Below are 24,656 nucleotides of genomic sequence, written 5' to 3' on the forward strand. Positions count from 1 at the left end.
AATTTTCAGGATTGTAATATTATTCTTGAATTAAAAATGGGGAGGCATTACGTCTCCCCATTTTTATTATAATACTGTATTTATAGTGCCAATAAATAAAGAACTGCAAATATTATGATGTCCTTAAATACTGGGATAACTGATAAATAATACATGAATGCATTAAAGGCCGCCTAAAAGCGCGACTATATCACCTTTACCTCGAGCCCGTTCACCATCAGATTTACTTTTTTACCCAAAATTAAACTGCAATTATCGGGGATATGGCCTGCCGGGAAATCGAAACATACCGGGTAAGCATATTCGTTTACTACATCCATAACAATTTCTGGTACGGTTTGGCCAAAGGGAATGTCATTGTCTTTAATGTCGGTAAAGCCCCCCACAATAAGTCCTGCCAGTTTACTGAGCTTGCCGGCCCGTTTAAGGTTGCGCAGCATACGGTCAATGGCGTAAAGATATTCGCCAACATCTTCAATAAACAATATTTTACCGCTATAGTCCATATCAGATACCGAGCCGGCTATGGCTATCAGTAATGATAAATTGCCGCCAATTAACACCCCGCTGCTATTGCCGCTGCGGTTAAGGCTATGCGATGTGAACCGGTAATCAAGTTCCTCACCGAAAAGTGCTTTACGCAGGGTATCCAATGACCGGACCGAGGCATCCGGAATATTAACCGGCATTTGCCCATGAATGGTGTGTGCCTGGTAATTGGCAAACAGATGGGCATGCAGTACAGTGATATCGCTAAAGCCTATAAGCCATTTGGGATGTTGCGCAAAATGGCTAAAATTAACCTTGTCAATCATTCTGATGGTGCCGTAACCGCCGCGGGCAGCTATAATGGCCTTTATACTGTCGTCGTCAATAAAACGCTGCAGGTCATGAGCGCGCAGGTCGTCGTCGCCGGCAAACTGGTGGTATGATGCAGTCACGGTTTCGCCCAATACAACTTCAAGCCCCCATGATTGTAAAAGCGTTATGGCATCCGTCATTGGCGCCGGTAGCTTTTTAGCCGGGCAGGTGATGGCTATTTTATCGCCTTTTTTAAGGTAGGGTGGCTGTCTGGCAGAAATTGAATCAGTTGGGTTGTCCATAAGCAATTATAGTAAAAGTTTTCTTTTCCTTATTTCAGACCTTATTGTCTTTCGGGCTTTTCCGACTTAAATAAATATCTTTGCAGATTATTTATAACCGCGCTTATAATGTCACAGCTTAACAAATATAAACGATTCACCATTACATCGGCCCTGCCATACGCCAACGGGCCATTGCATATAGGGCACCTTGCGGGCGCATACCTGCCGGCCGATATTTTTGTGCGGCATTTAAGGCTTCAAAAAAAGGATGTATTATACGTTTGCGGCTCTGATGAACATGGTGCTGCCATTACCATTAAAGCAAAAAGGGAAGGCACTACTCCGCAGGCCATTATTGATAAATACCACACCCAGATAAAGGAAAGTTTTGAAGAGTTTGGGATAGCGTTTGATATTTATCACCGCACATCATCGCCTATTCATCATGATCTTTCGCAGGAGTTTTTTCTGAATTTGTATGAAAAGGATGAGTTTATAGAGAAATTCAGCGAGCAATATTACGATGAAGATTTCGATCAGTTTTTGGCCGATAGATATATTACCGGTACCTGCCCCAACTGCGGCAATGACAGCGCCTATGGCGATCAGTGCGAGCGTTGCGGTACATCATTAAGCCCTACCGACCTGATAAATCCAATATCCACTCTAAGCGGCAAAACACCAATATTAAAGCCAACCAAGCACTGGTACCTGCCCCTTGATAAATACCAGCCCTGGCTGGAGCAATGGATAGATACTAAAGAAGGCAGTTGGAAAGTGAACGTATTTGGCCAATGTAAATCGTGGCTGAAATCTGGCTTGCAACCCCGCTCTATGACCCGCGACCTTGATTGGGGTATAGATGTACCACTTGAAGAGGCAAAAGGTAAAAAGCTTTACGTTTGGATGGATGCCCCTATAGGTTACATATCTGCCACCAAGCAATGGGCTATAGATAACAACAAAGACTGGAAACTATACTGGAAAAAGCAAGCCGACGAGCAGGATGATGCCTGTTTGCTGCACTTTATTGGTAAGGATAATATTGTGTTCCACTGTATTATTTTCCCATCTATACTACACGCGCACGGCGAATATATTTTGCCACAGAATGTACCTGCCAATGAGTTTTTGAATCTGGAGGGCGAAAAGCTATCTACCTCACGTAACCATGCGGTTTGGCTGCATGAGTATCTGGAAGAGTTTCCGGGTAAGCAGGATGAGTTGCGCTATGTGCTTACTTCCATTTTGCCAGAAACCAGTGATAGCGAATTTACCTGGAAAGATTACCAGGCGCGTATCAATAATGAACTGGTGGCCATATTGGGTAATTTTGTGAACCGGGTAATGATACTGATGCACAAATTTTACGAAGGTAAGATTGAGGCAGCTACCGATAAAGTTGAACTGCACGACGAATATCTGATTACTGAAATTGGTGTTTGTTACGATGATATAGAAAAAAACCTGGAGGCATATCGCTATCGCCAGGCATTGCAGGCCGTTATGGACATAGCCCGCCTGGGTAACCGTTACCTTACCGAAAAAGAGCCCTGGAAGAGCATTAAAACCAATCCTGAGGATGCTAAACAGACCCTGCATAATTGCTTGGTGTTGATAGGGCATTTGGCAACGGCTGCCCAGCCATTTTTACCGGCAACCGCAAAAAAAATAATAGGCATGCTGAATTTGCCTAATGAGGATATCACCTATGATCAGGAGATGTATTTTAACAATGGTCATCAGTTAAATCCGGCAGCTTTACTGTTTGAGAAGATTGAGGACGAGGTGATAGAATTTCAATTGCAAAAACTACAGGCCAAAAAGGCCGCCGCGTCGCCACCAAAATCTGTTGAAGTACAGCCGGCAAAGGAAAATATCAATTACGAGAGTTTTACCACGATGGATATCCGCACGGGTACCATCCTAACGGCCGAAAAAGTTGCTAAAACAAAAAAACTGCTGAAGCTAACCATTGATACAGGTATCGATGAGCGTACAATAGTATCGGGCATTGCAGAATATTATGAACCAGAGGCCATCATAGGCCAAAAGGTAAGTATCCTGGTTAACCTGGAGCCCCGCGAAATTAAAGGCATCCTATCGCAAGGGATGATATTGATGGCCGAAAACAGTGAGGGTAAACTTACATTTGTAGCCCCGGTTGATGATTTTCATAACGGAGCAGTAGTAAGATAAAGGCACGTATTACAGATTTAAAAAATAGCCCGAAAGGCATGTGATTTTTCATCTATAATTTGCACCTTTGCAAACTAATAAAGGATTTGCCTTTTCGAGGCCCGTCCGCCAACCGGTCCCGTAGTTCAACGGATAGAATAGGAGTTTCCTAAACTCTAGATATGAGTTCGATTCTCGTCGGGACCACAAAATGACCCACCGTATGCCAAGCATGGGAATAAAATTGAAAAGCCTTTAGATGAAAATCTGGAGGCTTTTTTGTTGTCGTATTCAAAGCGATATTAATTACCTTAGCTACAGCTATGAAACATATTATTCTGTTTTAACTTTTGAAAAAACATTACTTAGCAATCGTAGCGAGACACCCGACAAATTTTGAACCGACACATTACTGCAAATGAATGCCGACATATTTTTTCAAAAGATTAGGACCTATCACAACATTTCTCAACAAGCAGAATTGGCGTGGACCAATCTTTTACGTCTGAAAAAATACAATAAACACGACCACTTTGTAACTATTGGACAATACCCCAAAAAAATTGGTTTTGTGATTAAAGGACTTTTCTCTCAAAACTACATCAATGACGACGGAAATACGGTTATTAAATATTTCTTTCCGGAGCAAAGAATGGCAGCTTCATTAAGTGCGATGTTGGCTAACAAAGCCAGTGAATTTTATATCACTGCCATTGAAGACACAACCGTGTTGGAATATGATTTTTTTGAATTCAAAAAACTATTTCCCACTTATCCAGACCTTGCATTATTTTATATCGCCTACAACGATTTGCATTGGATAATAGAAAAAGAGCCTTTGGAAATTTCAATAAGAATTGAAACATCTGCCAAACGCTATGACGACTTTCTTAAAAAATATCCTGCTCTTCTAAAGCGACTAAAAAAGCATCACATTGCTTCTTACTTAGGCATTACGCCAACGCAGTTGAGCAGAATTTTTCTCATCAATAAATAATTCCATTTTCTCAACATATGTAAAAGTTTAGGGGAAATAATTCCCTCATCTTTGTTTCATTAATTAATAAAAAAAATGGCAAAGAAAATTTTTATTAATCTGCCTGTTGCAGATTTACAAAAGGCAACGACCTTTTACACAGAGATCGGGTTTACAAATAATCCGCAATTTACAGATGAAACGGCAGCTTGTATGGTACTGACCGATGAAATTTATGTGATGCTTTTAACGCATCTTAAATTTAAGGAATTTACAAAAAAAGAAATTGGCAATGCTTTCACAACGGCATCAGTTATTAACTCTTTATCAGTAGACGGCGAAGATGAAGTAAACACAATGGCAGAGAAAGCGCTTTCGGCAGGCGGTAAAGAAACTAACGCCCCCAAAGACTATGGCTTTATGCAGCAACGAAGTTTTCAGGACTTAGATGGGCATCTTTGGGAAGTGCTTTATATGGATGTAACAAAATTTCCTACTGAGTAATTTCCTAAGCTTAAACCTTATCTAAAATGACACACTGAGAAGGAATTAGCCATATCGCCGGTCTAATCTTTAATTATTATCCAAACCCGCTGCATTGTGCAAATCACGCATAAAAGAGTTCGAGTTTTGTAGTATAGGGACCACTTATAACGCTCTTTTCATGAACGAAAAGGGCGTTTTTTGCGTAATGGGTAAAGTAATAGGGCAGATTTTATTGACGGTTAATGAGGGTAAAACCAGCAGATTTGAAGCTAAAAGATGATTTAGCCGTTTACGAATAGGATCTGACTGATGCCAAGATAATGAGCTTTGATGACCACTTTACCCATCATCAAAACAGGTAAAATTATCTTTAAATCATCCTCATTTAAGAAATTGTTGAGTTAATTAAGAATAATAATAGATCAAATTAAACCGCTGCTTATTAATTTAGATTTAAACCGAAAGGAGAAATCTCCGGAGCGAATCGAGCAATTTAAGTGTCGAAAGCTCACACGAGCGCAACGAACTACCCTTTAAATAACCTCCCCCGATCATTTCTTAAGCCGCGGCATGACTAAAATCGCTTAAAATGAAACGCCTGTATTAAAGCGATGGATGGAAATCTGAAGGCTTTTCAATAACCCTTTTTCAAACCAATATTCTGTTAAAATTTCATCTAAATAAAGCCCTTTGTATTGCATTAGCCTGCTTTTGGCAACGATGGCAAGACGACACCCAAGAAAAACAAACATTACTTCCCGGTAATTTTCTTCCGGTGTACAATTCCCCAACCTGAAAGTTCGCTGATGATGGTTTGCAGCGTATTGCCATGCTCCGTCAATTCATATTCAACAGTTATGGGTTGAGTAGCTAAAACGGTCCGGGTGACCAGCTGGTTGAGTTCCAGTTCCTTCAATTCTTTGCTCAGCATTCTGTTGGAAACTCCTTCAACATCATTCAAAATATCAGAAAATCTTCTTTTGCCGTAGCAACAAATCGACGAGATAATAGCGATTTTCCATTTTCCGTTCAACGCGTCCATGGCATCCTGAACGGATCTCATCCTTTTCTTTTGTTCTTGTTGGAACTCTGTTATTGCACACCTCATAATGTTACTTAGTTACACCGATGTTACTGTTATTTATCAGTACAAAGTTACTAAAAATAACTTTAGTGGTATACCTTTGTTGCTCAATCTTAAGAAAAAGAAATAATGAGTAAACTAAAAAATAAAGTAGCCGTAATCACAGGCGGCAACAGCGGTATCGGGTTTGGTATTGCTGAAGCATTTAAAAATGAAGGTGCTAAAGGAGTTATTGTCGGCAGAAATCAGGAAACTTTAGATAGTGCTGTGGCTCAGCTTGGCGATAATTTTATAGCCATAAAGGCCGATGTAACCAACCTTGCCGACCTGGGCAGCGTGTTTGCGGTAACAGCTGAAAAATTTGGTAAAATAGACGTGGTTGTAGCCAATGCGGGCGCTGGAACTGTAGGAACTGTGGCAAGTTTAAGCGAAGCCGAGTTTGACAAGACAATTGATTTAAATCTGAAAAGTGTTTACTTCACTGTTCATAAAGCACTGCCCTATATGAATGATGGTGGCTCTATTATTCTTATCGGGTCAAATGCAGCACATCGTGCATATCCGAATTTTACGCTTTATGGTGCTGCAAAAGCGGCTGTGATCTTTTTTGCGAAAGCATTTTCAAGCGACCTTTTAGGTAGAAAAATCAGGGCAAATGTAATAACACCAGGTACAACAGATACACCAGCATTTGAACAGTTCGTTCCCGCAGAACAAATTGAAGCGATAAAAAAACACTTTGCAGGTGAAATGCCGATAGGCAGGATCGGGCAACCAGCTGACATTGGCAAAACTGCGGTTTTCCTGGCTTCTGATGATTCTTCATTTATGCTTGGTGCTGAACTTCTTGTTGATGGTGGTATGACCTATTTGGCTAAATAATTAAAATAATTTCAAAATGATTAATTCAGAAAATAAAGCAGCAAGCTACGCAATTATCGGCTTTGGCAAGATCGGCCAGGCTTTGGCCAGGGCGTTTGCCCGCAATGGCATCGAAGTATCTGTTGCAACCACACGCGACCCGGAAAGCTTTGCATCCGATGCCGCCGCGATTGGCCGCGGGATCATTCCCACAACACTGGCCGAAGCCGTCAAGGCAGACGTCATCTTTTTGGCTGTGCGTTTTGAATCGCACACGGATGTCGCGAAGGCGCTACCCAACTGGCAGGGGAAGATCATCGTAGATGTGACTAATGCCTACGGCGTGCCCCCTGAGAAAATGGGAGGACTGCCTTCTGCAAAGTTCGTAGCGCAGGCTTTCACTGGTGGAAAACTGGTTAAGGGCTTCAACCATTTGGGCGCTGCCATTCTTAACCAGGATCCGGCCGTACATGGTGGCAGGAGAGTGGTGTTCCTGGCGAGCGACGATGAAGGCGCAGTAGCTGAGATTGGTGCGCTTGCGGAAAATCTCGGTTTCGCGCCAGTCAAACTTGGCAGCCTTTCGGAAGGCGGACTGCTTGTGCAGGCGCACGGAAATACCTGGGGCAAACTCATCTTTCAGGACCTGGTCAAGTTCGACTGATGAATTGTGATCGTAAACAAGTATAAATTTCTTTCAAATCCCTGTTTCTTCCGGAAGCAGGGATTTTTGTTGAGCATGTGAACTTGTGGCAAACCCCGCACCTCATTAATTTTTTAGTCTTTTATCGGGCAGCTTAAGTAAATTGCGAATAATTATATACTTGAACGATGTCCAATTTTGAAGCGTTTTTCGATTACATCCAGGAAATATCAGGTAAACTGCTTTCAGCCGATGATAAGCATTTGTTGATGGCACATTTCAAACCCAAAAAACTTCGAAAACGGCAATACTTTTTACAGGAAGGGGATGTATGCAAATATATTGGGTTTATTGTAAAAGGATCTGCCAGAACCTTTACGGTAGATGAAAAAGGGCATGAACATATCCTGAAATTATCTTTGGAAAATTGGTGGCTGGCCGATTTTGAAAGCTTTTACCTGTTAACGCCAAGTCGCTTTAATATTGAAGCGCTGGAAGATCTGGAAGTTCTGCAATCAACCAATGCTCAAATTGAGGAGTTTCTTAAGCATATACCTGCCTTTTCAGCGATGGCGAACGTAATCAGTCAAAATTACACCATTGCAAACCAAAAAAGAGTGCAGGCTGCTATGAGTTATACAGCCGAAGAGCGTTACGAGGATTTGATCAGCAATTATCCGCATTTTTTAAAGCGATTCTCACAAAACATGATCGCTTCTTATCTGGGCTTATCCCCCGAAACTTTGAGCAGGATACGGAAAAACTCTCTTAAATAGATCTTACAAAGATTGCCGCTTCAGCCTCCCCATAGAAATATCTTCCTTAATGTAAAAAAAGTGCTCAACAACGCAAAATACGCCGTTGTGATCTTTCTGGCTTTCTGCTTCCCGGGTTTTCCTCGGATATCTTAAGTTACTTTTTTACAATTAGTTATCCTATTAACGTGATTTAGGTCACTACCCTGAGTTGATCTAAATCAAAGGTACTTAATGATTCATGTCAATAAACAATCCATCACGGGGTTGCATCTTTGAATATACTTCAGGAGCGGAAAATTCACCTGAAGGATTTGAATAGATTAACATATAAAATCATGAGTAAATTAAAAAACAAAGTAGCGGTAGTTACCGGTGCTTCAAAAGGAATAGGCGCATCTATCGCAAAACACTTCGCGGCAGCCGGTGCAAAGGTTGTTGTAAATTATGCCTCAAGTAAAGAGGGCGCAGATAAAGTGGTTAAAGAGATAACCGACAATGGCGGCATAGCCATTGCGGTACAGGCCGATGTATCGAAAGAAGCTGATGTAACCAGGCTGTTTGACGAAACAAAGAAGGCTTTCGGAAGCCTGGACATTTTAGTTAACAACGCGGTTTCTCAGGGATACGCACCCATTGAACAAATATCAGCAGCAGATTTTCATCAGAGCTTCAACGTCAATGTGTTAGGGTCTATACTCACTATACAGGCAGCTTTGAAATTATTTGGCGATAAGGGCGGTAATATCATCAATATCAGTTCGGGTGCAAGCAAATACCCTCTTCCTAATGCCTCGTTGTATTCAGCTACTAAGGCGGCGTTAGATGCCTTTACCATTGCGTTATCAAAAGAACTGGGTGCAAAAAATGTTCGTATCAATTCTATTTTGCCGGGTGCTACAGAAACAGAGGGTGCAACCAGCGCGGGCGTTACTGCCGGCAGCGAGTATGAAAAAATGTTTATTGCCAACACACCGCTTGGTCGCAGAGGTCAGCCAGAAGATATTGCGAAAGCCGTAGTATTTCTTGCTTCCGATGACGCAGCGTGGATCACTGGAGAGCAAATTTCGGTTTCGGGTGGTATGTATGGGTTTTAAATAGGTTGAAATACTTCTCGTGCCATTTTTCAAATCGGAGCCTAAAATAACCCATACCCGGGTATGCTTTGTAAAAAGCCTTTGGATGAAAGTCTGAAGGCTTTTCAATTTAATAAACTATAGCTATTTGACTTGAAGCTAAAACATTCTTAAATAACCTCCGAACTCTTTTTCAAGAGCATCCTTGGCCTCTTTTGGATTCAAATACCAAGTCTCATTAAATACCTTATTATTCTCATCCAGAAACTCAATCCATATTGTTGTAGAATAGGTAATACTAATCCAGCGGACAGAATATGGTACTTTAGGTGGTTCATCTGGGTTCTGGTCTATGAATCGCTTAACAGACCCATCTATACTAAAATTACGCGCTTGGGAATTAAAAACCGTCGATTTGGTATTGATGACAGAGGTTTTAAAAACTCTCAGCAAATAAAAAAAATCATCAAATGCTTTTATGTCATCGTTTAAATTACGATTGGATATTTGCCAAAAAAAACCGCCAGCAAGACCATAGTTTTCATCAATATGTCCCAGCAGCCATGTACTAAAATAACCAAAATTAGGCGTATCCGGTTGTTCAAGTTGTTGCTTGTTTGCTGCCAATAGATATCCAGTAGTGAAACTCTCTAAGGATTGAAAAGTGTACCCATTGCCAAGAAACATTGCCTTCCTTTTTTCCAATTCGTCAAATATGCAGTAGATGTTATTACACTCTTTCATTTTGCTTTAATAAGGAATAATATACTGAATATTAACTTTATATGCAACTGTGGCAATCGTTTTTTTTATTGTTTCACCCCTAAAAATTTAGAAAGCTATTAATGGTAAAATTTCTCCAAACCCGCTGCATCATGCAAGTCACCAATAAAAAGACTTCGGGGTTTGTGGCTTAGAGATCCCTGAAGTATTTTTTATAGTATATTTTTAACTATAACAGGTTGCCTGTTTTAATACAATTACCAATTGCCTATTTTCGTAACCCTAACAAAGTTTTATATTAAACCATGAAACCCGATTCTCAGAATGTAACCGACTACACCAATAACAATACCATATTTATGGTGTGGAGTTTTAACGATGGTGTAGAGGTTAGCGATGTTTTTAGCAAGCTTTGCAAGCTGATTATCAACCTTAATAATTCTGCTAATGTACGTTTCCCAGTTTCCAGGGCAAGCTGTGTAATGGGAATTGGATATGATGCCTGGCTTCGGTTGCAACTCCCGGTTCCTGTACCAAAAGAACTGGTGAATTTTGTTCCTATTGTTGGCGGGAAACATACGGCAGTTTCTTCCAAAGGAGATTTGCATTTTCATATAAGGGCAGATAATACGAGTATCTGTTACGATATAACATCGGCAATAGCTGATGTTCTAAGCCCGGTGGCAACCAGTACAGAAGAAATTCATGGTTTCAGGTATTGGGACAGCCGTTCTATTTTAGGTTTTGTCGACGGTACAGAAAACCCGCAGGGGCAGGACAGGGAACTCTTTAGCATGGTGGGGGAGGAAGACCCAGCTTATACAGGAGGAAGCTATCTTTTTGTACAGAAATATATCCACAATTTAACATCATGGAAGGAGCTCTCTACCGAACAGCAGGAAAAGGTGATCGGGCGGTCTAAATCGAACGATATAGAAATGGCCGACGATGTAAAACCCTCAAACTCCCACATAGCTTTGGCCAATGTTGGCGATGACCTTAAAATTGTTCGTGATAATATGCCTTTTGGCAATATGTCTACCAATGAAATGGGTACTTATTTTATAGCTTATGCAAGTACATTCACTACGGTACAAAAAATGCTGAATAATATGTTTATCGGCACGCCTGTTGGCAATTATGACAGGATATTAGATTTCAGCACAGCAAAAACAGGGAGCTTGTATTTTGTGCCTACATTTGATATGTTGGATGATTTTTCAGGGTAGTGAAATTCCTCAACCTTGAGTTTGAAACATCATTGCCGTTCTTACTTGCGCAATTAACATAGTAATTCCTCAAAAATCATGAGAAGCGTTATTACGACAACCCCCACTAAAACAAGCTTGAGAAACTCCTTAGCCCTGCCGAAATAGCACTGATAAACGCAAGCGAAGTATACGAGGTGTCATTGGATGGAAAAGTTTACTTCCATATAAAAGACCTGGAAGACGGCGATTTTATCGGCATAGATTCGGATAAGATCATTTATAAGATCACCCATGATCCATGCGAAATAATTCCCTTGCCAGAATCGTTGAAAACGGTGCTAAACGGGTAATTTAAAGGGCTTTGAATAATAGCATTATATTTATTTCAATCAATACTATTTCTGATGGCACATAGTTTATGATTTATTAGAACGAAGGTTATTGATGTACTCAGTTAAGAAATATATTAGGGCGATAATATTTATCATTGGTTTTTTGCTTATGATCAAAAGTTCGTTTGGGCAACAAGTCCGATATAACTTTGATCAGGAAAAACAAAAACGAATTACCTTAACCGAATTTCACCAATGTGTCGATAGAGCCACTTATCTTCTTCAAAAAAGAGAACTTTCAACCATTTCAGACAAGGATCATATAGCTATTATAATGTGTTTAAATACCATTTTTATGGCTAAGGCCGGCTTCCGCAGTTCCGACAGAAGATTTAATGATGACAGATGTAGAAAACTTGAAACTGTTGCAGATGAAAAGGAATATCGACGAAACATTAACAAGGTTTATCCTCAATCGATTTTTAGTAGGGGAATGGGGTTATATTATCCTAAGCTAAAAATGGAACTCTATGGAACTCCAAATCCATATGCCACATTTGATGTTTCGAAATAGAATGTTAACTACCACACAACCCCAATCACCCACAAAAAGTTTAGATAGGCGAAATAAACCACTACTTTGAATCCGACACTACTTTGGCCAGGTCCATTGCTTTTTGCATATTGGCTATACCGTATCCGTAAGGCATAATGGGGTTATTGTACCTGTCGGCCGATTTCCTGATCACGTCCATCAGCTCTTTATTGTTGAGTTTAGGATAGGCCTGCCACAGGCAGGCAGCCAGGCCGCATATGATGGGGCTGGCATATGAGGTACCGCTTCTTGGCTCCTGAACGCCTGTATTATTAATTACACTTGCACCGCCACCCAGGGCAACAATGTCGGGTTTTACACGTCCGTCAACGGTAATGCCCCATGACGAAAAGCTATCGATATTAAACGTTTTATTTATGGAACCTACCGTAAGCACGTTTGGCGAATCGGCTGGTGTGCCTACCCATTGTTGTTCGTTACCGGCGCTACAAACAATAAAAATGCCTTTGCTAAAAGCCATATTGGCCGCGCGACTGGCCAGGGCTGTCTTACCGTCCATGTCCTCAAATTTATACCGCGCCGAAGGCAGGTAATAGCCAGTGGTATAACTTAACGACGAATTGACGATATCTACCCCAGCACTATCGGCATATTCAATGGCATTTGCCCAGTAATCTTCCTCAATCGGGTATTCTGACGTTTGATCTTCTGTATGCAGCAACCAATAACTGGCCTCGGGTGCTGTACCCACGTAAAAACCAGGTTTATTAACAGCCATACACGATGTTACCCACACGCCATGGTCATCTGTACTGTAAGGGTCTGGCTGCTCGTAAACAAAGGATTTTGCGCCTTTGATATTAATATTGTTAAATGCCGGGTTAGTTTTCAGATTGATGAAACCTGCATCAATATCAGCAATTTCTATTCCGGCGCCTCTAAATCCTTTATCATGCAAGGCCTGTCCGTTTGATACGCTGATGTTATTCAGGGCTGTGCCGTAATCTAAAGGGCCATTAGCTGTTTGGTTGTTACCGGCCTGCGGCGCATCAACATATTTGGTTAAGCTGCCTGTACTTCTTTTGCCCTCCCAAACCAATATCACATCTTTTACAAAGGGTAAAGTCTTGTATTTATCAATCGAAAGTTCGTCGGAAGTATTTATGCTTACCGTGTTAAGCCACTTGCTTTTGGCTACTATAATACCGCCCACATTTTGTATCGCTTTAATATAATCGGGAGATATAGGCAAGTCGGATTGGTCTATCGGAATGTTCCGCTTCCTGCGGCGTTCTATTGCCCGTGCCGAAAGAAATTCGCCGGGGCTGCTTATCGAATATGCGGAAGTGCCTTTATCTTTCAGCACCAGTCGGTACTTGTAATCATCACCATCAGATACAGTCACCTTGCACTTGGCAACCGCAGTGCCGCCGGATAATGTGGCAACAATATTTGTTTCGCCGGCAGCTATACACATAACCAGTCCACTGGCGGTTACGGTGGCGATTCGTGGATTTTCTGAACTCCAGGTAATTTGGTTAGATCCGGAACCGTTGGCAACGGTAGCTTTTAACTGGTAAGAATAAGCCAGGCTTTTGGCCACGTTTAAAAAAGAGGGGTCAATGGATACAACCTGCGCTGCAGGTTCTGGCGGCGCTGTTTTTTTACAGCCAACAACAAAAAAACAGGTTAATAATAAAAATAAAGGCAGGGTATAAAGTTTGGTAGTCATTAGTTTGGCAGGCGGGTATTTTCGATCTTGATATAATGGGATGATGATTGCTGTTACAGGTAAATATACCGCCCCTTTAAACGGGGCGAATGTATTATTATTACCGGTGTGCGAAACTAAGGAATAAGAACAATCAATAATATATATTTACTGTCAAATAATAATTATGTTAAAAACAGCGATTGCAATAATGCTTTTGTTTTTTGTTGGCTGTACGCAAAATAAAACGGTTAAAGAGCAGCATAAAGCAAGAAAATATACCTGGGTTAAACAAGAAAATAGCAAATACTCATTTGAGTATCCAAGTGATTGGGTTATAACGCAAAATGCCGGGCCTTTGGCAGAGGCAATTCATATCAACTCGAAAGCCAGCGCTGCAATTGATTTTAGTTTTATGCTATTGCCGGATACCGTTCCCGGTGATGAATATATCGACCACATGATTTCGTCAATAACCCCTCCAAGATCAAAGCTTATCAAGCATGTCCTGGTAAGGAAAAACAATAAAAGCTATACCGATATTTTATACACACAGGAGGATTATGCAGGGGTTTGGAAGCACGAACATATTTTATATACCGATGGACAGAAAACATATTCCCTGCAATTTACCACCCTTGAAAACAAAACTGCAAAGCAAATTACAGCCGACGGAAATAAAATACTGCAATCGTTTAAGGTGAAATAGGCTTATAGGGTATGGCTAACCTATAAACTTCAGTTTTTTACTAACGTGTTTAATCCATTCCCGGGTCATCAGTTCGTGCCCGTTTGGCATGGGGTGTATGCCATCCCAAAGCCAGTAATCATCTGGTGGATATTTCCCTGCGGCTTTAGTGAAGCACTCCTGCAGGGGAACAAAAATGGCATCAAATTCAGCCGCCAGTTTTTTGGCTGCCGCCTGCCTGCCGGTTACCTCCCGCTGGAAATCTTCCCACTTATCTTTTACCCTGCCCACCGGCAATATAAAAGGTTCCAGAATTACCAGTTGTGTTTGCGGAAGCTGCTGGCGGGTTTTGGTTAGTAACGCCCTATACCCTTCTGTGTAACTTTCTATTGTGTAACTTTTATCGCCCTCTACAGCATGGTTGGCGTCGTTTATGCCAATTAATATACTCAGCAAATCTGGTTTTAACGCTATTGTGTCCTTATCCCACCGGGCGGTGAGGTCGTTAACGGTATGGCCGCTTATACCACGGTTAAAAAAGTGAAATTTCTTTTCCGGCAATTGAAACCATAACCTGGCTGCTATCATATAAGCATAACCATGCCCCAGTACGTGGTTCCAGTCGAGATCGCGTGTGCGGTTGCCGTCGGTAATGGAATCGCCCTGAAATAAAAACGTATAGTTTTCACCCGCTTTTGCATCCACAGGCAAGGTGAAGCTGCTCAGTGCTGCCGGTAATGCAAAGGCCCCTGCTCCAATAACAGAGGCCTGCTTTATAAAATTTCTCCGGGACGATTCTTCTGGTTTTTTCATAGTTAAATATCTTACGCTATGTTATTATGATACAGGCAAGATATAAACAATAGGGAAAAGTTTATTTTAAATCTATTTGCAGACCCATTACTTTCCAGGCGGGCATATCTGATGGTTTTGTAATTACAAGTGCATCATCTTCCTGTTTCCATTTAAGTTTTTGCTTGCTGCCTAATAGCGATACCCCGGTGATTTTTTTGTCGTTAAGTTTTGAACTTTTACCAAGAGATTTTATCTGGATATCGGTTTCAGGAGTTTCCATGCAAAAGGCGTAAAGGCTGTTGCCCTTAGTGGTAAAACGAATATCGGTATGCTGGTAAGCATGGGTATCGCTTAGTCCGCCAAATTGCCCCTTTTTTTGATTTTCTTTAATTGTTGATGGTCCTTCGCCATAAACTTTCCAGGGGCGCGTACCGTAAATACCTTTGCCATTTGCCGGCATCCATGCGGCTATTTGCTCAACTATATTTAATACATCGGGTTCAAGATCGCCCTCTGGTGTTTGCACAACGTTAATGAGCAGGTTACCATTCTTACTTACAATATCAACCAGCATTTGTATCACTTCGGTACCTGTGCGGTATTTTTGCCCGGTTTGATAATACCAATCACCTATAGAGGTATCGGTTTGCCACGGGTACGGACTAATGCTGTCCTGCACTCCCCGCTCAAGATCCTGCACCCATTTGCCGTCGGATGCTTCTTTGCAATTATAAACGGCGGTAGCTTTACCCTGGTGATAAGCCAGGTTACCATTGTAAAAGTTAGCAAGCATACTGCGGCCAACTTCATCAAAAGGCAGTTTGCTGTCTGAGTAAAGCAGATCGGGGTGATAGGTATCTACCAGCTCCTTTACATCGGCATACCACTCCTTCATCCATTCGGGGTTGGTGGTTAACCAGCCGTAATCGCCCGGGGCAGCTTTGGTATGATAAAGATCGGCCAATTGGGGATCGGCACCATCATAAGGTACGCCTTTAAACTGGCCGGCGGTATCTGCACCGTGTGCGGTTTGAAACCAGGTATAACTGGCCGCCAGGTGTTCTGATACGCCAAATTTTAGCCCCTCTTTTTTAGCCGCTTTTTGCCATAAGCCAACAACATCCTTATGCGGCCCCATGTTAAAGGCGTTCCATTTATGGATCTTTGATTTCCACAAAAAGAAATTATCATGATGGCTGCCCATGCTTACAAAGTATTTTGCACCGGCCCGTTTATATAATGCCATTAACTTTTCCGGGTCCCATTTTTCGGCTTTCCACAAGGGGATAAGGTCCTTGTATCCAAATTTTGATGGCGGCCCGTAATGTTTAACGTGATATTTGTATTGCCTGCTATTTTCTGCATACATGTTGCGTGCATACCAATCGCCCTGGCGCGGTACCGCCTGCGGACCCCAATGTGCCCAAATGCCAAACTTGGCATCCCTAAACCATTCGGGATATTTATATTCCTTTAACGACTCATTTGTTGGTTTAAACGGACCCTGATTTATGGGCAGCTGTTGCGCTTGTACAGTAAATATACTTGTTAGCAGTATCCCTGTTAAAAGGTGTTTAAGGTTTATACTCATAATTTATTTGATGTTGGTTAATCAAATAAAGGCGTTTTTAAAACGCTAAAAATTGAAAAAGTATCTGTTTATTATGGAATTTTACCCCAATATCAATCAATGGGTCAATATCATGAGTAAAAATATACCTGAAAATATGAAGATAGCATAGTTTAGCTTCCCATCCGCTTCAAAAGTTCTTTTTTATAAAGCTGCCCTACAGGTATAAATGATTGGTTGGAGAGGATGATATTATCTGGTTGAATACGGCTTATAAAAGTTTTATTCACAATGTATGACCGGTGCGTTTGTATGAAGTAATTGGGGTTTAGTTTTTCAAGGATGCCCTTAAGCGTATGGTAAATAATATGCTGCCGCTCTTGTGTTATGATCTTTACATAATCGCGGCAACCTTCTACATAAATAATATCCTGCTGTTTTATGATCTGCGAGCCCTGCTTATCTTTTACCAGCAACGTGTTCAGTAAATCGCCTTCGGCAGTATCAAGGTCGCCTTTAACCTTTTGAACCGCTTTGGTAAACCGCTCAAAAGAAAATGGCTTTAACAGATAATCCACTGCGTCCAGCTCAAAACCGTCGTAAGCATATTGTTTGTAGGCGGTTGTAAAAATAGTACGGGGCGGGTTGCTTAAGGCCTTCAAAAAAGTGATGCCGTTTACCAGCGGCATTTCAATATCAAGAAATAGCAGATCGGCCTGGTGCTTGCCCAGGTATTCAAAGGCCTCCATGGCGTTTCTGAATTTAGCCAAAAGCGTTAAGCCCGGTGTTTCGGCAATGTAATGCTCCAGCACCTGGTGGGCCAATGGCTCGTCATCTAAAATCACACATTTCATATCGCTATAGTTAACTCTGCCATATAATGATTATCGTTTTCCTGTAACAAAAGGCTATACCGCGATGGGTAATATAACTCCAGTCGTTTTTTAATATTGATTAAACCAATGCCCCCGCGTGTGTTTTTCTTGGCTAATGCTGCCTGCCCAAGTATATCGTTTTTAATACTGAAAACAATGCTTTTGCCGGTTATGGTAAGTTTAGCCTCTACCCCGGCGCTGTCTTCCAGTTTGTGCTTGCCGTGTTTAAAACTGTTTTCAACCAGGGGCAAAAATAGTAAGGGCGGTATTTTTATATCGGGTGTTATATCAGGTGTCGTTAAATTGATCTTCGCGGTTGGGAATTTCTTTTGTTCCAACTCAAAATAGCCGGTTAAAAATACCATCTCGTCTTGCAGGGTAACCAGTTCCTTATCGCAATCATACAAAATATACTGCATCATTTGCGATAGCAGCAATATAAACCTCGGCGTATCTTTTGACCCCTGCAAACTCATGCCATACAAGCCATTAAGCGTGTTGAATAAAAAATGCGGCTGCAGCTGGGCTTTAAGCATACCGAGCTGCAGTTGCAGGTTATCGGTTTCTATCTGGTGCCGCTGCACTTCGTTCTGGTAGGAGAAACGGGCAAAAGCGATACAGAAAAAAGCCAGCAGATCGGTTACCAGCAGGTTAGGGTCCATTCCGTACCAGCCCAACATATTTGCGAAAAAGGTATTTACCGGTAAACCGGCTGTTAGTTTAGCAAATATCCAAACAAAAACCATCCTGTTTAGTGGCGTGATAACTAAAAACATCAGCAGCGTTACACCGAATAGTATCCAATATCGTTTGGCATATAATAAGCGGGGCACGGCCCAGCGGTAGTAGGGAATAAGGCACAATGTACTACAAATACCGAACGCGCAAATTTGCAGGTAGGGAAAATTGCTATCGCGTTTTACCGGGAGATGCGCCAGATCCAGATAGTAGGAATATTTATACATACACACATAAAACAGCCATATAAGCAGTTCAAATGCAATGGGGAAGGTGATGGCGTATTTCTTTGGCACAATGCTAAAGTGAAGCTAATTATCAGTTTAAATATTCATTTTTCGACTAAAGTATGGTTTTGCACGATTAAACCAGTGCGCATTTTTTCTGTAGCGGATATTTAACCACCCGTCGAATAATGTATCCGTGAAGGTAATTATCTCAGTTGATTTGCATCATCATAAAAAACAAATTACTCCAATGAAAAATATTCTGTTCACTATCATCGGTACCATTACATTATTTTTTGCGGGCCGTAACCTGGTTTTCGGTCAGGCAAAAGCCGACAGCAATTCTACATTGCAAATAAGCGCCATTAAACCTGTATCGATACAAAGTTTTGAGGCTTTTAAGGCATCAATAAAACCGCTTATTGAAAAAATGAGCGCCAAACAAATTGTGGGCCTGGGCGAAGGAACCCACGGAACCGCCGAGTTTTATAAGGTGCGTTTTTGGATAAGCCGCATCCTGATTGAGGAAAAGGGTTTTAACCATATCGCTTTTGAAAATGATTACAGCGACTCATGGCTTTTAAATAACGAGCTGAATACCACTACCAATTTAGATGCCCTCATGAAAAAACGCTTGTTGAGCATCTGGCAAAACCAGGAAACTAAAGAACTGCTTGCCTGGGTAAAACAGTACAACAGCAAACACCACAAAAAAGTAACCATCGACGGGCTCGACTATGTATATATAACCCCGGATGTGGAGGTATTGAAACAACTGCTTACAAAAACGCCCGCTGTCAACCTGTTAGATTCAATGGATGTGATAACCAAAGCGGCTAAATTTCAGGATGAAGTGTGGGAAGGCTCGAACCACAGCGAGTATAAAGTTAATATGGACTCGGTTAGTAAAAGCAGCTATGCCGGTTATGTTGCCGCCGTAAAATTGGACAAAGCCCTTAATGTTGCTGTATTGCCGCAGCAGGTTAAGGACGATTGCCACATGGCCATCCTTAATATTGAACAAGCCTTTGCCCCGTTTTACGATGAAGCCGCTAAATTACCTGAAGCATCGCGCGATGATAATATGGCGCAAAATGCTGCTTTGATCATGAAAAAACCGGGTACCAAAATGATTATCTGGGCGCATAACGTACATTTGGCAAAAACAGGCATCTACAATAACGAAGTTGGTGGCACCGGCGGAATCATCCTTAAAATGTTCCCCAATAATTATTTTATATTAGGCACGGGCACGGCTACAGGTACATTTGCCGCAACAAAGGAAAGCCGCGATACTTATACCAACCCAATGGCAGCCTACCCGCTTGAAGTGCCGGTTAAAGGCTCATGGGAAAATTTATTTAGCGCGATGGGTAAGCCTGTTTTTTATGTAGAGCCATCGGCATTAAACCCTCAAAAACTGCAAAAGCAAATGCGCTTTGTAGGTTATACCCCCGAGAGCGGCCCTAAAAGTTATGATAAAACCAATATGAATGACCTGTTTGATGCCTATTTGTTTATTAATGAAACCCACGCCCCTGCCCCTTTAAAATAATAAGGCATTCATCTTTATGAAAAAAAAATATCTGTTGCTCATTGTATTTATAGCGTTATACCACAATTGTTTTTGCCAAACCATAACCCGGTATTCGGTTTACAAACTGGAAAACCGGATAGGCCGGGAAGAATCATCAGAGGATCCGTCGGGCGGTGTGCATATCAACATCACTACTAACGACAGGGGTACAGCTATGACGTTAGCAGCTTCTTTTTCTGTCGATAAAGGCAACGTCAGGTATACATCTGCAGGCAACACCTCAAGGTTTACTACAGAAAGTATAGATACCTCCTTTTCGCAAGATAAGGGTTTCCCAATGAGTAAAAACGGCTCCATCAAAACGCGGGAATTATTGATTGCAGATTGGAACAAAGCTGGCCGACCGGATTTTATTCCATCAGTACTGAATGGCCAGCCTATCAGCATCTCCGTTATCGGCAAAGAAAAAGATCCGTTGACTAATGGTGAGCTTGCCATCATAAAAATCAATACCGACCTTGATGAGATTCTCTGGGTTGATGAGAAAGGCAATGCAGTGTACCTGTCCATCTGCGATGCCGAGGGTGATAAAAGAGAAGTGATTAACGATGCGTATTTGCCATTTTTTAAAGTGTTTAACCATACATCAAATCAATACCTCATAAAAACCTATGCCGATGGTAATAAAAACTTAGGACAATCTTACGCAGTAATAGCTGTTTTGGGCGGGAACATAATTGATGTTGCCGATAGTGGTAAGATAAGCTATAATACGCTGGTGCTGCTCAAAAACGGCAAGATAGCTTATATAGGCAAGGCCGATAAAGCCCTTATTCCCGCCGGGGCAACCATCATTGATGCTACAGATAAATTCCTGATTCCCGGTCTTTGGAATATGCACGTACATCTTTTTCATCCCGAATACCTGAAGCGCGAACTGCTTACCGGTGTAACAACCGTGCGCGATATGGCCAACGAATTTGACTTTATAACCAACCTTAAAAAAGTAGCCGATGATGTTTCATTCCCGGCCCCGCGTATTTTAAATGCCGGTGTGCTGGATGGTAAATCGCCCTACGGTTTGGGTGTAATACGCGCTACCAATGAGCAAGAGATAAAGGCCAATGTAAAAATGTATCATGATGCCGGCTTTAACCAGATCAAGATATACAGCTACATTAAAAAGAACGATTTTGATGCTATTGTTAAAGAAGCCCGGCTTTATGATATGGATGTGGTTGGTCACCTGCCGGTAGGCTATACTGTTGGCTATTTTATTGATAATGGCATACAAAGCATTAGCCATATCCACTACTTTATGAACAACATAAAATGGGATGGAGATTTAAAGGCAACCAATAAACCCCTGCTGGATAAGCTGATTGAAAAGAAGATTTACCTGGATCCCACGCTTAACATATACAATTTAACCGGCGATAAAAAAATACCGCTTTATAATAAACTGGTTAAACTGTTTTTTGATTATGGCGTGCCCATTGTTGCCGGTACCGATAACGAAGGAACAATACCCGACGAGATACAAAGCTATGTAAAACTGGGATTAAGTCCACTTGATGCGCTCCGTTCGGCTACTATTGTTCCCGCAACCATGATGAAACTGGATGCCCAAAGCGGCAGCATTGCAACCGGCAAAAACGCCGATCTGCTCATCCTTAACTCAAACCCTTTAATCAATATGGATGCTTTGGATAATATTGCCGTTATTATTAAAGGGCAGCTGGTTATCAATAAAAACGCAGATAAATAAATATAAAGCCCCGAAGCAATAGCTCCGGGGCTTTATGTTTAAAAGGTTTATTAAAACTCAATGTGCGCTATGTGCACCTACTTTATAATCACCGGCCGGGGTGCGGAACGCGATGTTAAAGCGATTATAGGTATTGATGGTAGTAATCGCTAAAGTAAGGTCGATAAGTTCCTGGTCGGTAAATTGACTTTGGACTTCAGTGTAAGCTTCGTCGGGTACATTACCATTGGTGATCTTGGTTACCGCCTCGGCCCATGCCAGTGCCGCGCGTTCACGGGCGGTGTAGGCGGTAGCTTCGCGCCAAGCATCCAGCATATACAGGCGTTGTTCGGTTTCGCCTTTGGCGCGCAGATCCTTTGAGTGCATATCCAAACAGTAAGCACAACCGTTAATTTGCGATACCCTGAAATAAATAAGGTTTAAAAGCGGCTGCTCTACCGGCGATTTTGCAAGATATCCGCCTATACCATATAAAGCCTTCATCGCGTTTTGACCTTTTTCGAAAAAATTGATTCTCTGTTCCATTATGTATTGATTTTATTTAAATATTGATCTATACACCTATAAGGAACGAGATCCCAGAAATTGGACAACCGGATGAAAGTTTTTTTTCGAGGGTTATATTTTCTTTTAATTAACCGGATTAACCTGTTGCAAATGAGCCAGGGCTATCTTTTTTAAATGGTCTATATTATCTACAGGCACATGGGTTTCTTTGGCCATATCATCCCAGTAACGCAATCGTATAATAAGTTCGGCATCGGGGTTAAGCTCAAAATCGGCAGCCTCTGATTCGGTCATAACACCGCCCTGGAAATTTAGCGTTGTTTTGCTGGCGTCAGACAAGCGGTTGTAATATTCAGGGAATTTATAGGTAAGGTATCTTTTGGCAATTACGTGGCCTTGTACCAGGTTTGCCACCCTTTCAGAAAACCCCCGCTCCAGCAGGTAATCGGCACCTAATTGTTCGTGGTCAACATTGCCAAGGCCGTCCATGCTTTCTGTTCCGTCTTCATCATCAGCACATAAATGTCCAATATCATGAAAAAAAGCTGCGAGTATTACCTCGTCGTCAAAACCTTCGGCCTGCGCTAATGCAGCCGCTTGCGACATGTGCTCCAGTTGCGAAACCGGTTCGCCTATATAGTCTTCGTCGCCATATTTTTCATATAGTGAAAACACTTCTTTAATTACACACTGCGGATCATAAGAGTTGGTTGCCATATTAGGTAGATTTAGTTGTTGCAAATAAAGAATATGCAGGTTATGATACCATTAAGTGTTTGTAAAATAAAGTAGCTGGCTAAACCTTAACATAAATTTAGTTTACTGTTAATATACAAAGTTTAGTATTGCTAAATATTTAAGCTGATGCTATGCTGGTAAATTTATTTGTTTTTGATATAGCCTGTACATTAAAAACAGTTGAAATAGCAAGCTGGTAACGATGGAAATGGTGCAGCAACTACGATCAAAAGTGGCAAAATTGCCATATCCGGTTATCTCTATAATGGCGGCGGTTTCGGCGTTTGGCTTATACACATCTATGTACGCCTTTCGCAAGGCTTTTGCGGCCGGCACGTTCACCGGGCAGCAATACCTTCATATAGATTATAAAGTTTGGCTGGTAATAGCCCAGGTTATTGGCTACACTTTCAGTAAGTTTTATGGCATCCGTTTTATTGCCGAGGTAAACAGTAAAAACCGCGCCCGTTATATATTGGTGTTAATTGGCATTGCCTGGCTTGCGTTGCTGGCCTTTGCATTTGTACCTGCGCCATTTAATATTGTTTTCCTGTTCATCAACGGTTTCCCCCTCGGGCTTATCTGGGGATTAGTTTTCGGTTACCTGGAAGGGAGGCGCTCAACCGAGTTTATGGCTGCTGTATTATCTATCAGTTTGATTTTTGCTTCGGGCTTTGTTAAAACTACAGGTCGCACGCTCATCAGCGTTTTTCATGTGAACGAGTATTATATGCCATTTTTAACGGGCGCCATATTTGTATTACCGCTGCTGCTGTTTGTTTTTGTTATTGAACTTATACCACCGCCTACTGCCGAGGATAAACAGTTACGCGCCGAACGTACCCCAATGAATGCCGCCGAGCGTAAGCAATTTTTAATGCGATTTTTGCCCGGCATCATCCTCACTATTATTATATACGTGTTGCTTACCATTATGCGTGATGTGCGCGATAATTTTGAGGTAGAGATCTGGGCCGACCTGGGGATCAAAAGCAATAGTATTTATACCAATATAGATACCATAATATCTATTATAGTACTGGTTGCCATGAGCCTGCTCATCCTGATAAAAAGAAATTTGCTGGCCTTTAGCATCATCCATGCGCTTATCATAACCGGTTGTGTGCTGGTTGGTGTATCAACATTGTTATTTTCGTATAAGCTAATTGGTCCGGTTAGCTGGATGACGGTTGCAGGATTAGGTCTTTATCTGGGTTATGTGCCTTACAACGCCATATTTTTCGATCGTATGATTGCTTCCTTTAACTACCGCAGCAACGTAGGTTTTATCATGTATATTGCCGATTCTATGGGGTACCTGGGCAGTGTAAGCATTTTGCTGGTGAAGGAATTAGGCCGCCCAACCATAAGCTGGGGTAGTTTTTTTAAAGAGGGCGTAATGATAGTGGCCATTGTTGGCGGGGTATGCTGCCTGCTATCGCTGCTTTACTTTTTGCAAACGGCTAAATCCAGCGAAAAGCCGAAATTAGAGAATGAAAACACCGCCGGCGATTTGCTGGCAATCTCCAATAAATAAAA

Annotated in this window: 24 protein-coding genes and 1 tRNA gene; 15 read left to right on the forward strand and 10 right to left on the reverse strand. The window is 41.7% G+C overall.

Annotated features, from left to right (window positions below; translation table 11 throughout):
• Positions 1-185: 185 nt before the first annotated feature.
• Complete coding sequence (locus BLS59_RS19415) at positions 186-1,103, reverse strand: S66 peptidase family protein (protein ID WP_091151654.1); 918 nt, start codon at positions 1,101-1,103, stop codon at positions 186-188.
• Between the two features lie 108 nt (positions 1,104-1,211).
• Between BLS59_RS19415 and metG the strand changes: the two genes are divergently transcribed.
• The 4 genes from metG (at position 1,212) to BLS59_RS19435 (ending at position 4,743) form a co-directional block, all read left to right on the forward strand.
• Positions 1,212-3,284 (forward strand): methionine--tRNA ligase, encoded by a 2,073-nt coding sequence (gene metG, locus BLS59_RS19420; protein WP_091151656.1) that lies wholly within the window; start codon positions 1,212-1,214, stop codon positions 3,282-3,284.
• A 114-nt stretch (positions 3,285-3,398) separates the two neighbouring features.
• Positions 3,399-3,470 (forward strand) — tRNA-Arg (locus BLS59_RS19425).
• Between the two features lie 211 nt (positions 3,471-3,681).
• Positions 3,682-4,260 (forward strand): Crp/Fnr family transcriptional regulator, encoded by a 579-nt coding sequence (locus tag BLS59_RS19430; RefSeq protein WP_091151658.1) that lies wholly within the window; start codon positions 3,682-3,684, stop codon positions 4,258-4,260.
• Positions 4,261-4,335: 75 nt separating this feature from the next.
• Positions 4,336-4,743 carry a VOC family protein gene (locus BLS59_RS19435; protein WP_091151660.1) on the forward strand — a complete coding sequence of 136 codons (408 nt, stop codon included), beginning with the start codon at positions 4,336-4,338 and terminating at the stop codon, positions 4,741-4,743.
• Positions 4,744-5,476: 733 nt separating this feature from the next.
• Here the strand turns inward: BLS59_RS19435 and BLS59_RS19440 are convergent.
• The gene (locus tag BLS59_RS19440; RefSeq protein ID WP_240315285.1) at positions 5,477-5,788 is read right to left on the reverse strand and encodes a winged helix-turn-helix transcriptional regulator; all 312 of its coding nucleotides are present in this window, start codon (positions 5,786-5,788) and stop codon (positions 5,477-5,479) included.
• Positions 5,789-5,938: 150 nt separating this feature from the next.
• Here BLS59_RS19440 and BLS59_RS19445 point away from each other — a divergent pair, with 150 nt between their 5' ends.
• From BLS59_RS19445 to BLS59_RS19460, 4 genes are all read left to right on the forward strand, one after another.
• Complete coding sequence (locus tag BLS59_RS19445; RefSeq protein WP_091151664.1) at positions 5,939-6,691, forward strand: SDR family NAD(P)-dependent oxidoreductase; 753 nt, start codon at positions 5,939-5,941, stop codon at positions 6,689-6,691.
• Between the two features lie 16 nt (positions 6,692-6,707).
• Complete coding sequence (locus BLS59_RS19450; protein WP_091151666.1) at positions 6,708-7,331, forward strand: NADPH-dependent F420 reductase; 624 nt, start codon at positions 6,708-6,710, stop codon at positions 7,329-7,331.
• 167 nt (positions 7,332-7,498) lie between these two features.
• Positions 7,499-8,086 carry a Crp/Fnr family transcriptional regulator gene (locus BLS59_RS19455; protein ID WP_091151668.1) on the forward strand — a complete coding sequence of 196 codons (588 nt, stop codon included), beginning with the start codon at positions 7,499-7,501 and terminating at the stop codon, positions 8,084-8,086.
• A 317-nt stretch (positions 8,087-8,403) separates the two neighbouring features.
• Positions 8,404-9,162, forward strand: coding sequence for an SDR family NAD(P)-dependent oxidoreductase (locus BLS59_RS19460; protein WP_091151670.1), 759 nt, complete (start codon positions 8,404-8,406; stop codon positions 9,160-9,162).
• 138 nt (positions 9,163-9,300) lie between these two features.
• On the opposite strand, the gene BLS59_RS19465 is transcribed toward BLS59_RS19460, so the two are convergent.
• A complete protein-coding gene (locus tag BLS59_RS19465) occupies positions 9,301-9,885 on the reverse strand; it encodes a hypothetical protein (RefSeq protein WP_091151672.1) in 585 nt (194 codons plus the stop codon).
• A gap of 284 nt (positions 9,886-10,169) precedes the next feature.
• Between BLS59_RS19465 and BLS59_RS19470 the strand changes: the two genes are divergently transcribed.
• The 3 genes from BLS59_RS19470 (at position 10,170) to BLS59_RS19475 (ending at position 11,981) form a co-directional block, all read left to right on the forward strand.
• Positions 10,170-11,093 carry a Dyp-type peroxidase gene (locus tag BLS59_RS19470; protein WP_091151673.1) on the forward strand — a complete coding sequence of 308 codons (924 nt, stop codon included), beginning with the start codon at positions 10,170-10,172 and terminating at the stop codon, positions 11,091-11,093.
• Between the two features lie 182 nt (positions 11,094-11,275).
• Positions 11,276-11,425, forward strand: coding sequence for a hypothetical protein (locus BLS59_RS31670; RefSeq protein WP_162842699.1), 150 nt, complete (start codon positions 11,276-11,278; stop codon positions 11,423-11,425).
• A 151-nt stretch (positions 11,426-11,576) separates the two neighbouring features.
• Positions 11,577-11,981 (forward strand): hypothetical protein, encoded by a 405-nt coding sequence (locus tag BLS59_RS19475; protein WP_143014173.1) that lies wholly within the window; start codon positions 11,577-11,579, stop codon positions 11,979-11,981.
• Between the two features lie 61 nt (positions 11,982-12,042).
• On the opposite strand, the gene BLS59_RS19480 is transcribed toward BLS59_RS19475, so the two are convergent.
• A complete protein-coding gene (locus tag BLS59_RS19480; RefSeq protein ID WP_091151677.1) occupies positions 12,043-13,695 on the reverse strand; it encodes a S8 family serine peptidase in 1,653 nt (550 codons plus the stop codon).
• A 166-nt stretch (positions 13,696-13,861) separates the two neighbouring features.
• Between BLS59_RS19480 and BLS59_RS19485 the strand changes: the two genes are divergently transcribed.
• Positions 13,862-14,383, forward strand: a complete 522-nt coding sequence (locus BLS59_RS19485) for a PsbP-related protein (protein ID WP_091151678.1) — start codon at positions 13,862-13,864, stop codon at positions 14,381-14,383.
• A 15-nt stretch (positions 14,384-14,398) separates the two neighbouring features.
• Here BLS59_RS19485 and BLS59_RS19490 read toward each other — a convergent pair whose 3' ends face one another.
• The 4 genes from BLS59_RS19490 to BLS59_RS19505 form a co-directional block, all read right to left on the reverse strand.
• Complete coding sequence (locus BLS59_RS19490; protein ID WP_091151680.1) at positions 14,399-15,175, reverse strand: SGNH/GDSL hydrolase family protein; 777 nt, start codon at positions 15,173-15,175, stop codon at positions 14,399-14,401.
• Positions 15,176-15,236: 61 nt separating this feature from the next.
• A complete protein-coding gene (locus BLS59_RS19495; protein ID WP_091151682.1) occupies positions 15,237-16,748 on the reverse strand; it encodes an alpha-L-fucosidase in 1,512 nt (503 codons plus the stop codon).
• 152 nt (positions 16,749-16,900) lie between these two features.
• On the reverse strand, positions 16,901-17,581 hold the full coding sequence (locus BLS59_RS19500; protein WP_091151684.1) for a LytR/AlgR family response regulator transcription factor: 681 nt from the start codon (positions 17,579-17,581) through the stop codon (positions 16,901-16,903).
• The gene (locus tag BLS59_RS19505) at positions 17,578-18,636 is read right to left on the reverse strand and encodes a sensor histidine kinase (RefSeq protein ID WP_091151686.1); all 1,059 of its coding nucleotides are present in this window, start codon (positions 18,634-18,636) and stop codon (positions 17,578-17,580) included. The genes BLS59_RS19500 and BLS59_RS19505 overlap by 4 nt, the downstream gene beginning before the upstream one ends.
• A 181-nt stretch (positions 18,637-18,817) precedes the next feature.
• Here BLS59_RS19505 and BLS59_RS19510 point away from each other — a divergent pair, with 181 nt between their 5' ends.
• On the forward strand, positions 18,818-20,122 hold the full coding sequence (locus tag BLS59_RS19510) for an erythromycin esterase family protein (protein WP_091151688.1): 1,305 nt from the start codon (positions 18,818-18,820) through the stop codon (positions 20,120-20,122).
• Between the two features lie 16 nt (positions 20,123-20,138).
• Complete coding sequence (locus BLS59_RS19515; protein WP_091151690.1) at positions 20,139-21,872, forward strand: amidohydrolase family protein; 1,734 nt, start codon at positions 20,139-20,141, stop codon at positions 21,870-21,872.
• 57 nt (positions 21,873-21,929) lie between these two features.
• Here the strand turns inward: BLS59_RS19515 and BLS59_RS19520 are convergent, their stop codons facing one another.
• Both BLS59_RS19520 and BLS59_RS19525 read right to left on the reverse strand, forming a co-directional pair.
• Positions 21,930-22,397, reverse strand: a complete 468-nt coding sequence (locus tag BLS59_RS19520) for a carboxymuconolactone decarboxylase family protein (RefSeq protein WP_091151693.1) — start codon at positions 22,395-22,397, stop codon at positions 21,930-21,932.
• Between the two features lie 105 nt (positions 22,398-22,502).
• The gene (locus BLS59_RS19525; RefSeq protein WP_091151694.1) at positions 22,503-23,096 is read right to left on the reverse strand and encodes a phosphonate degradation HD-domain oxygenase; all 594 of its coding nucleotides are present in this window, start codon (positions 23,094-23,096) and stop codon (positions 22,503-22,505) included.
• 223 nt (positions 23,097-23,319) lie between these two features.
• Between BLS59_RS19525 and BLS59_RS19530 the strand changes: the two genes are divergently transcribed.
• On the forward strand, positions 23,320-24,654 hold the full coding sequence (locus BLS59_RS19530) for a DUF5690 family protein (RefSeq protein ID WP_205411309.1): 1,335 nt from the start codon (positions 23,320-23,322) through the stop codon (positions 24,652-24,654).
• Positions 24,655-24,656: the final 2 nt, after the last annotated feature.

Origin of the sequence: Mucilaginibacter pineti, from assembly GCF_900101875.1 — a bacterium.
Taxonomy (GTDB): domain Bacteria; phylum Bacteroidota; class Bacteroidia; order Sphingobacteriales; family Sphingobacteriaceae; genus Mucilaginibacter; species Mucilaginibacter pineti.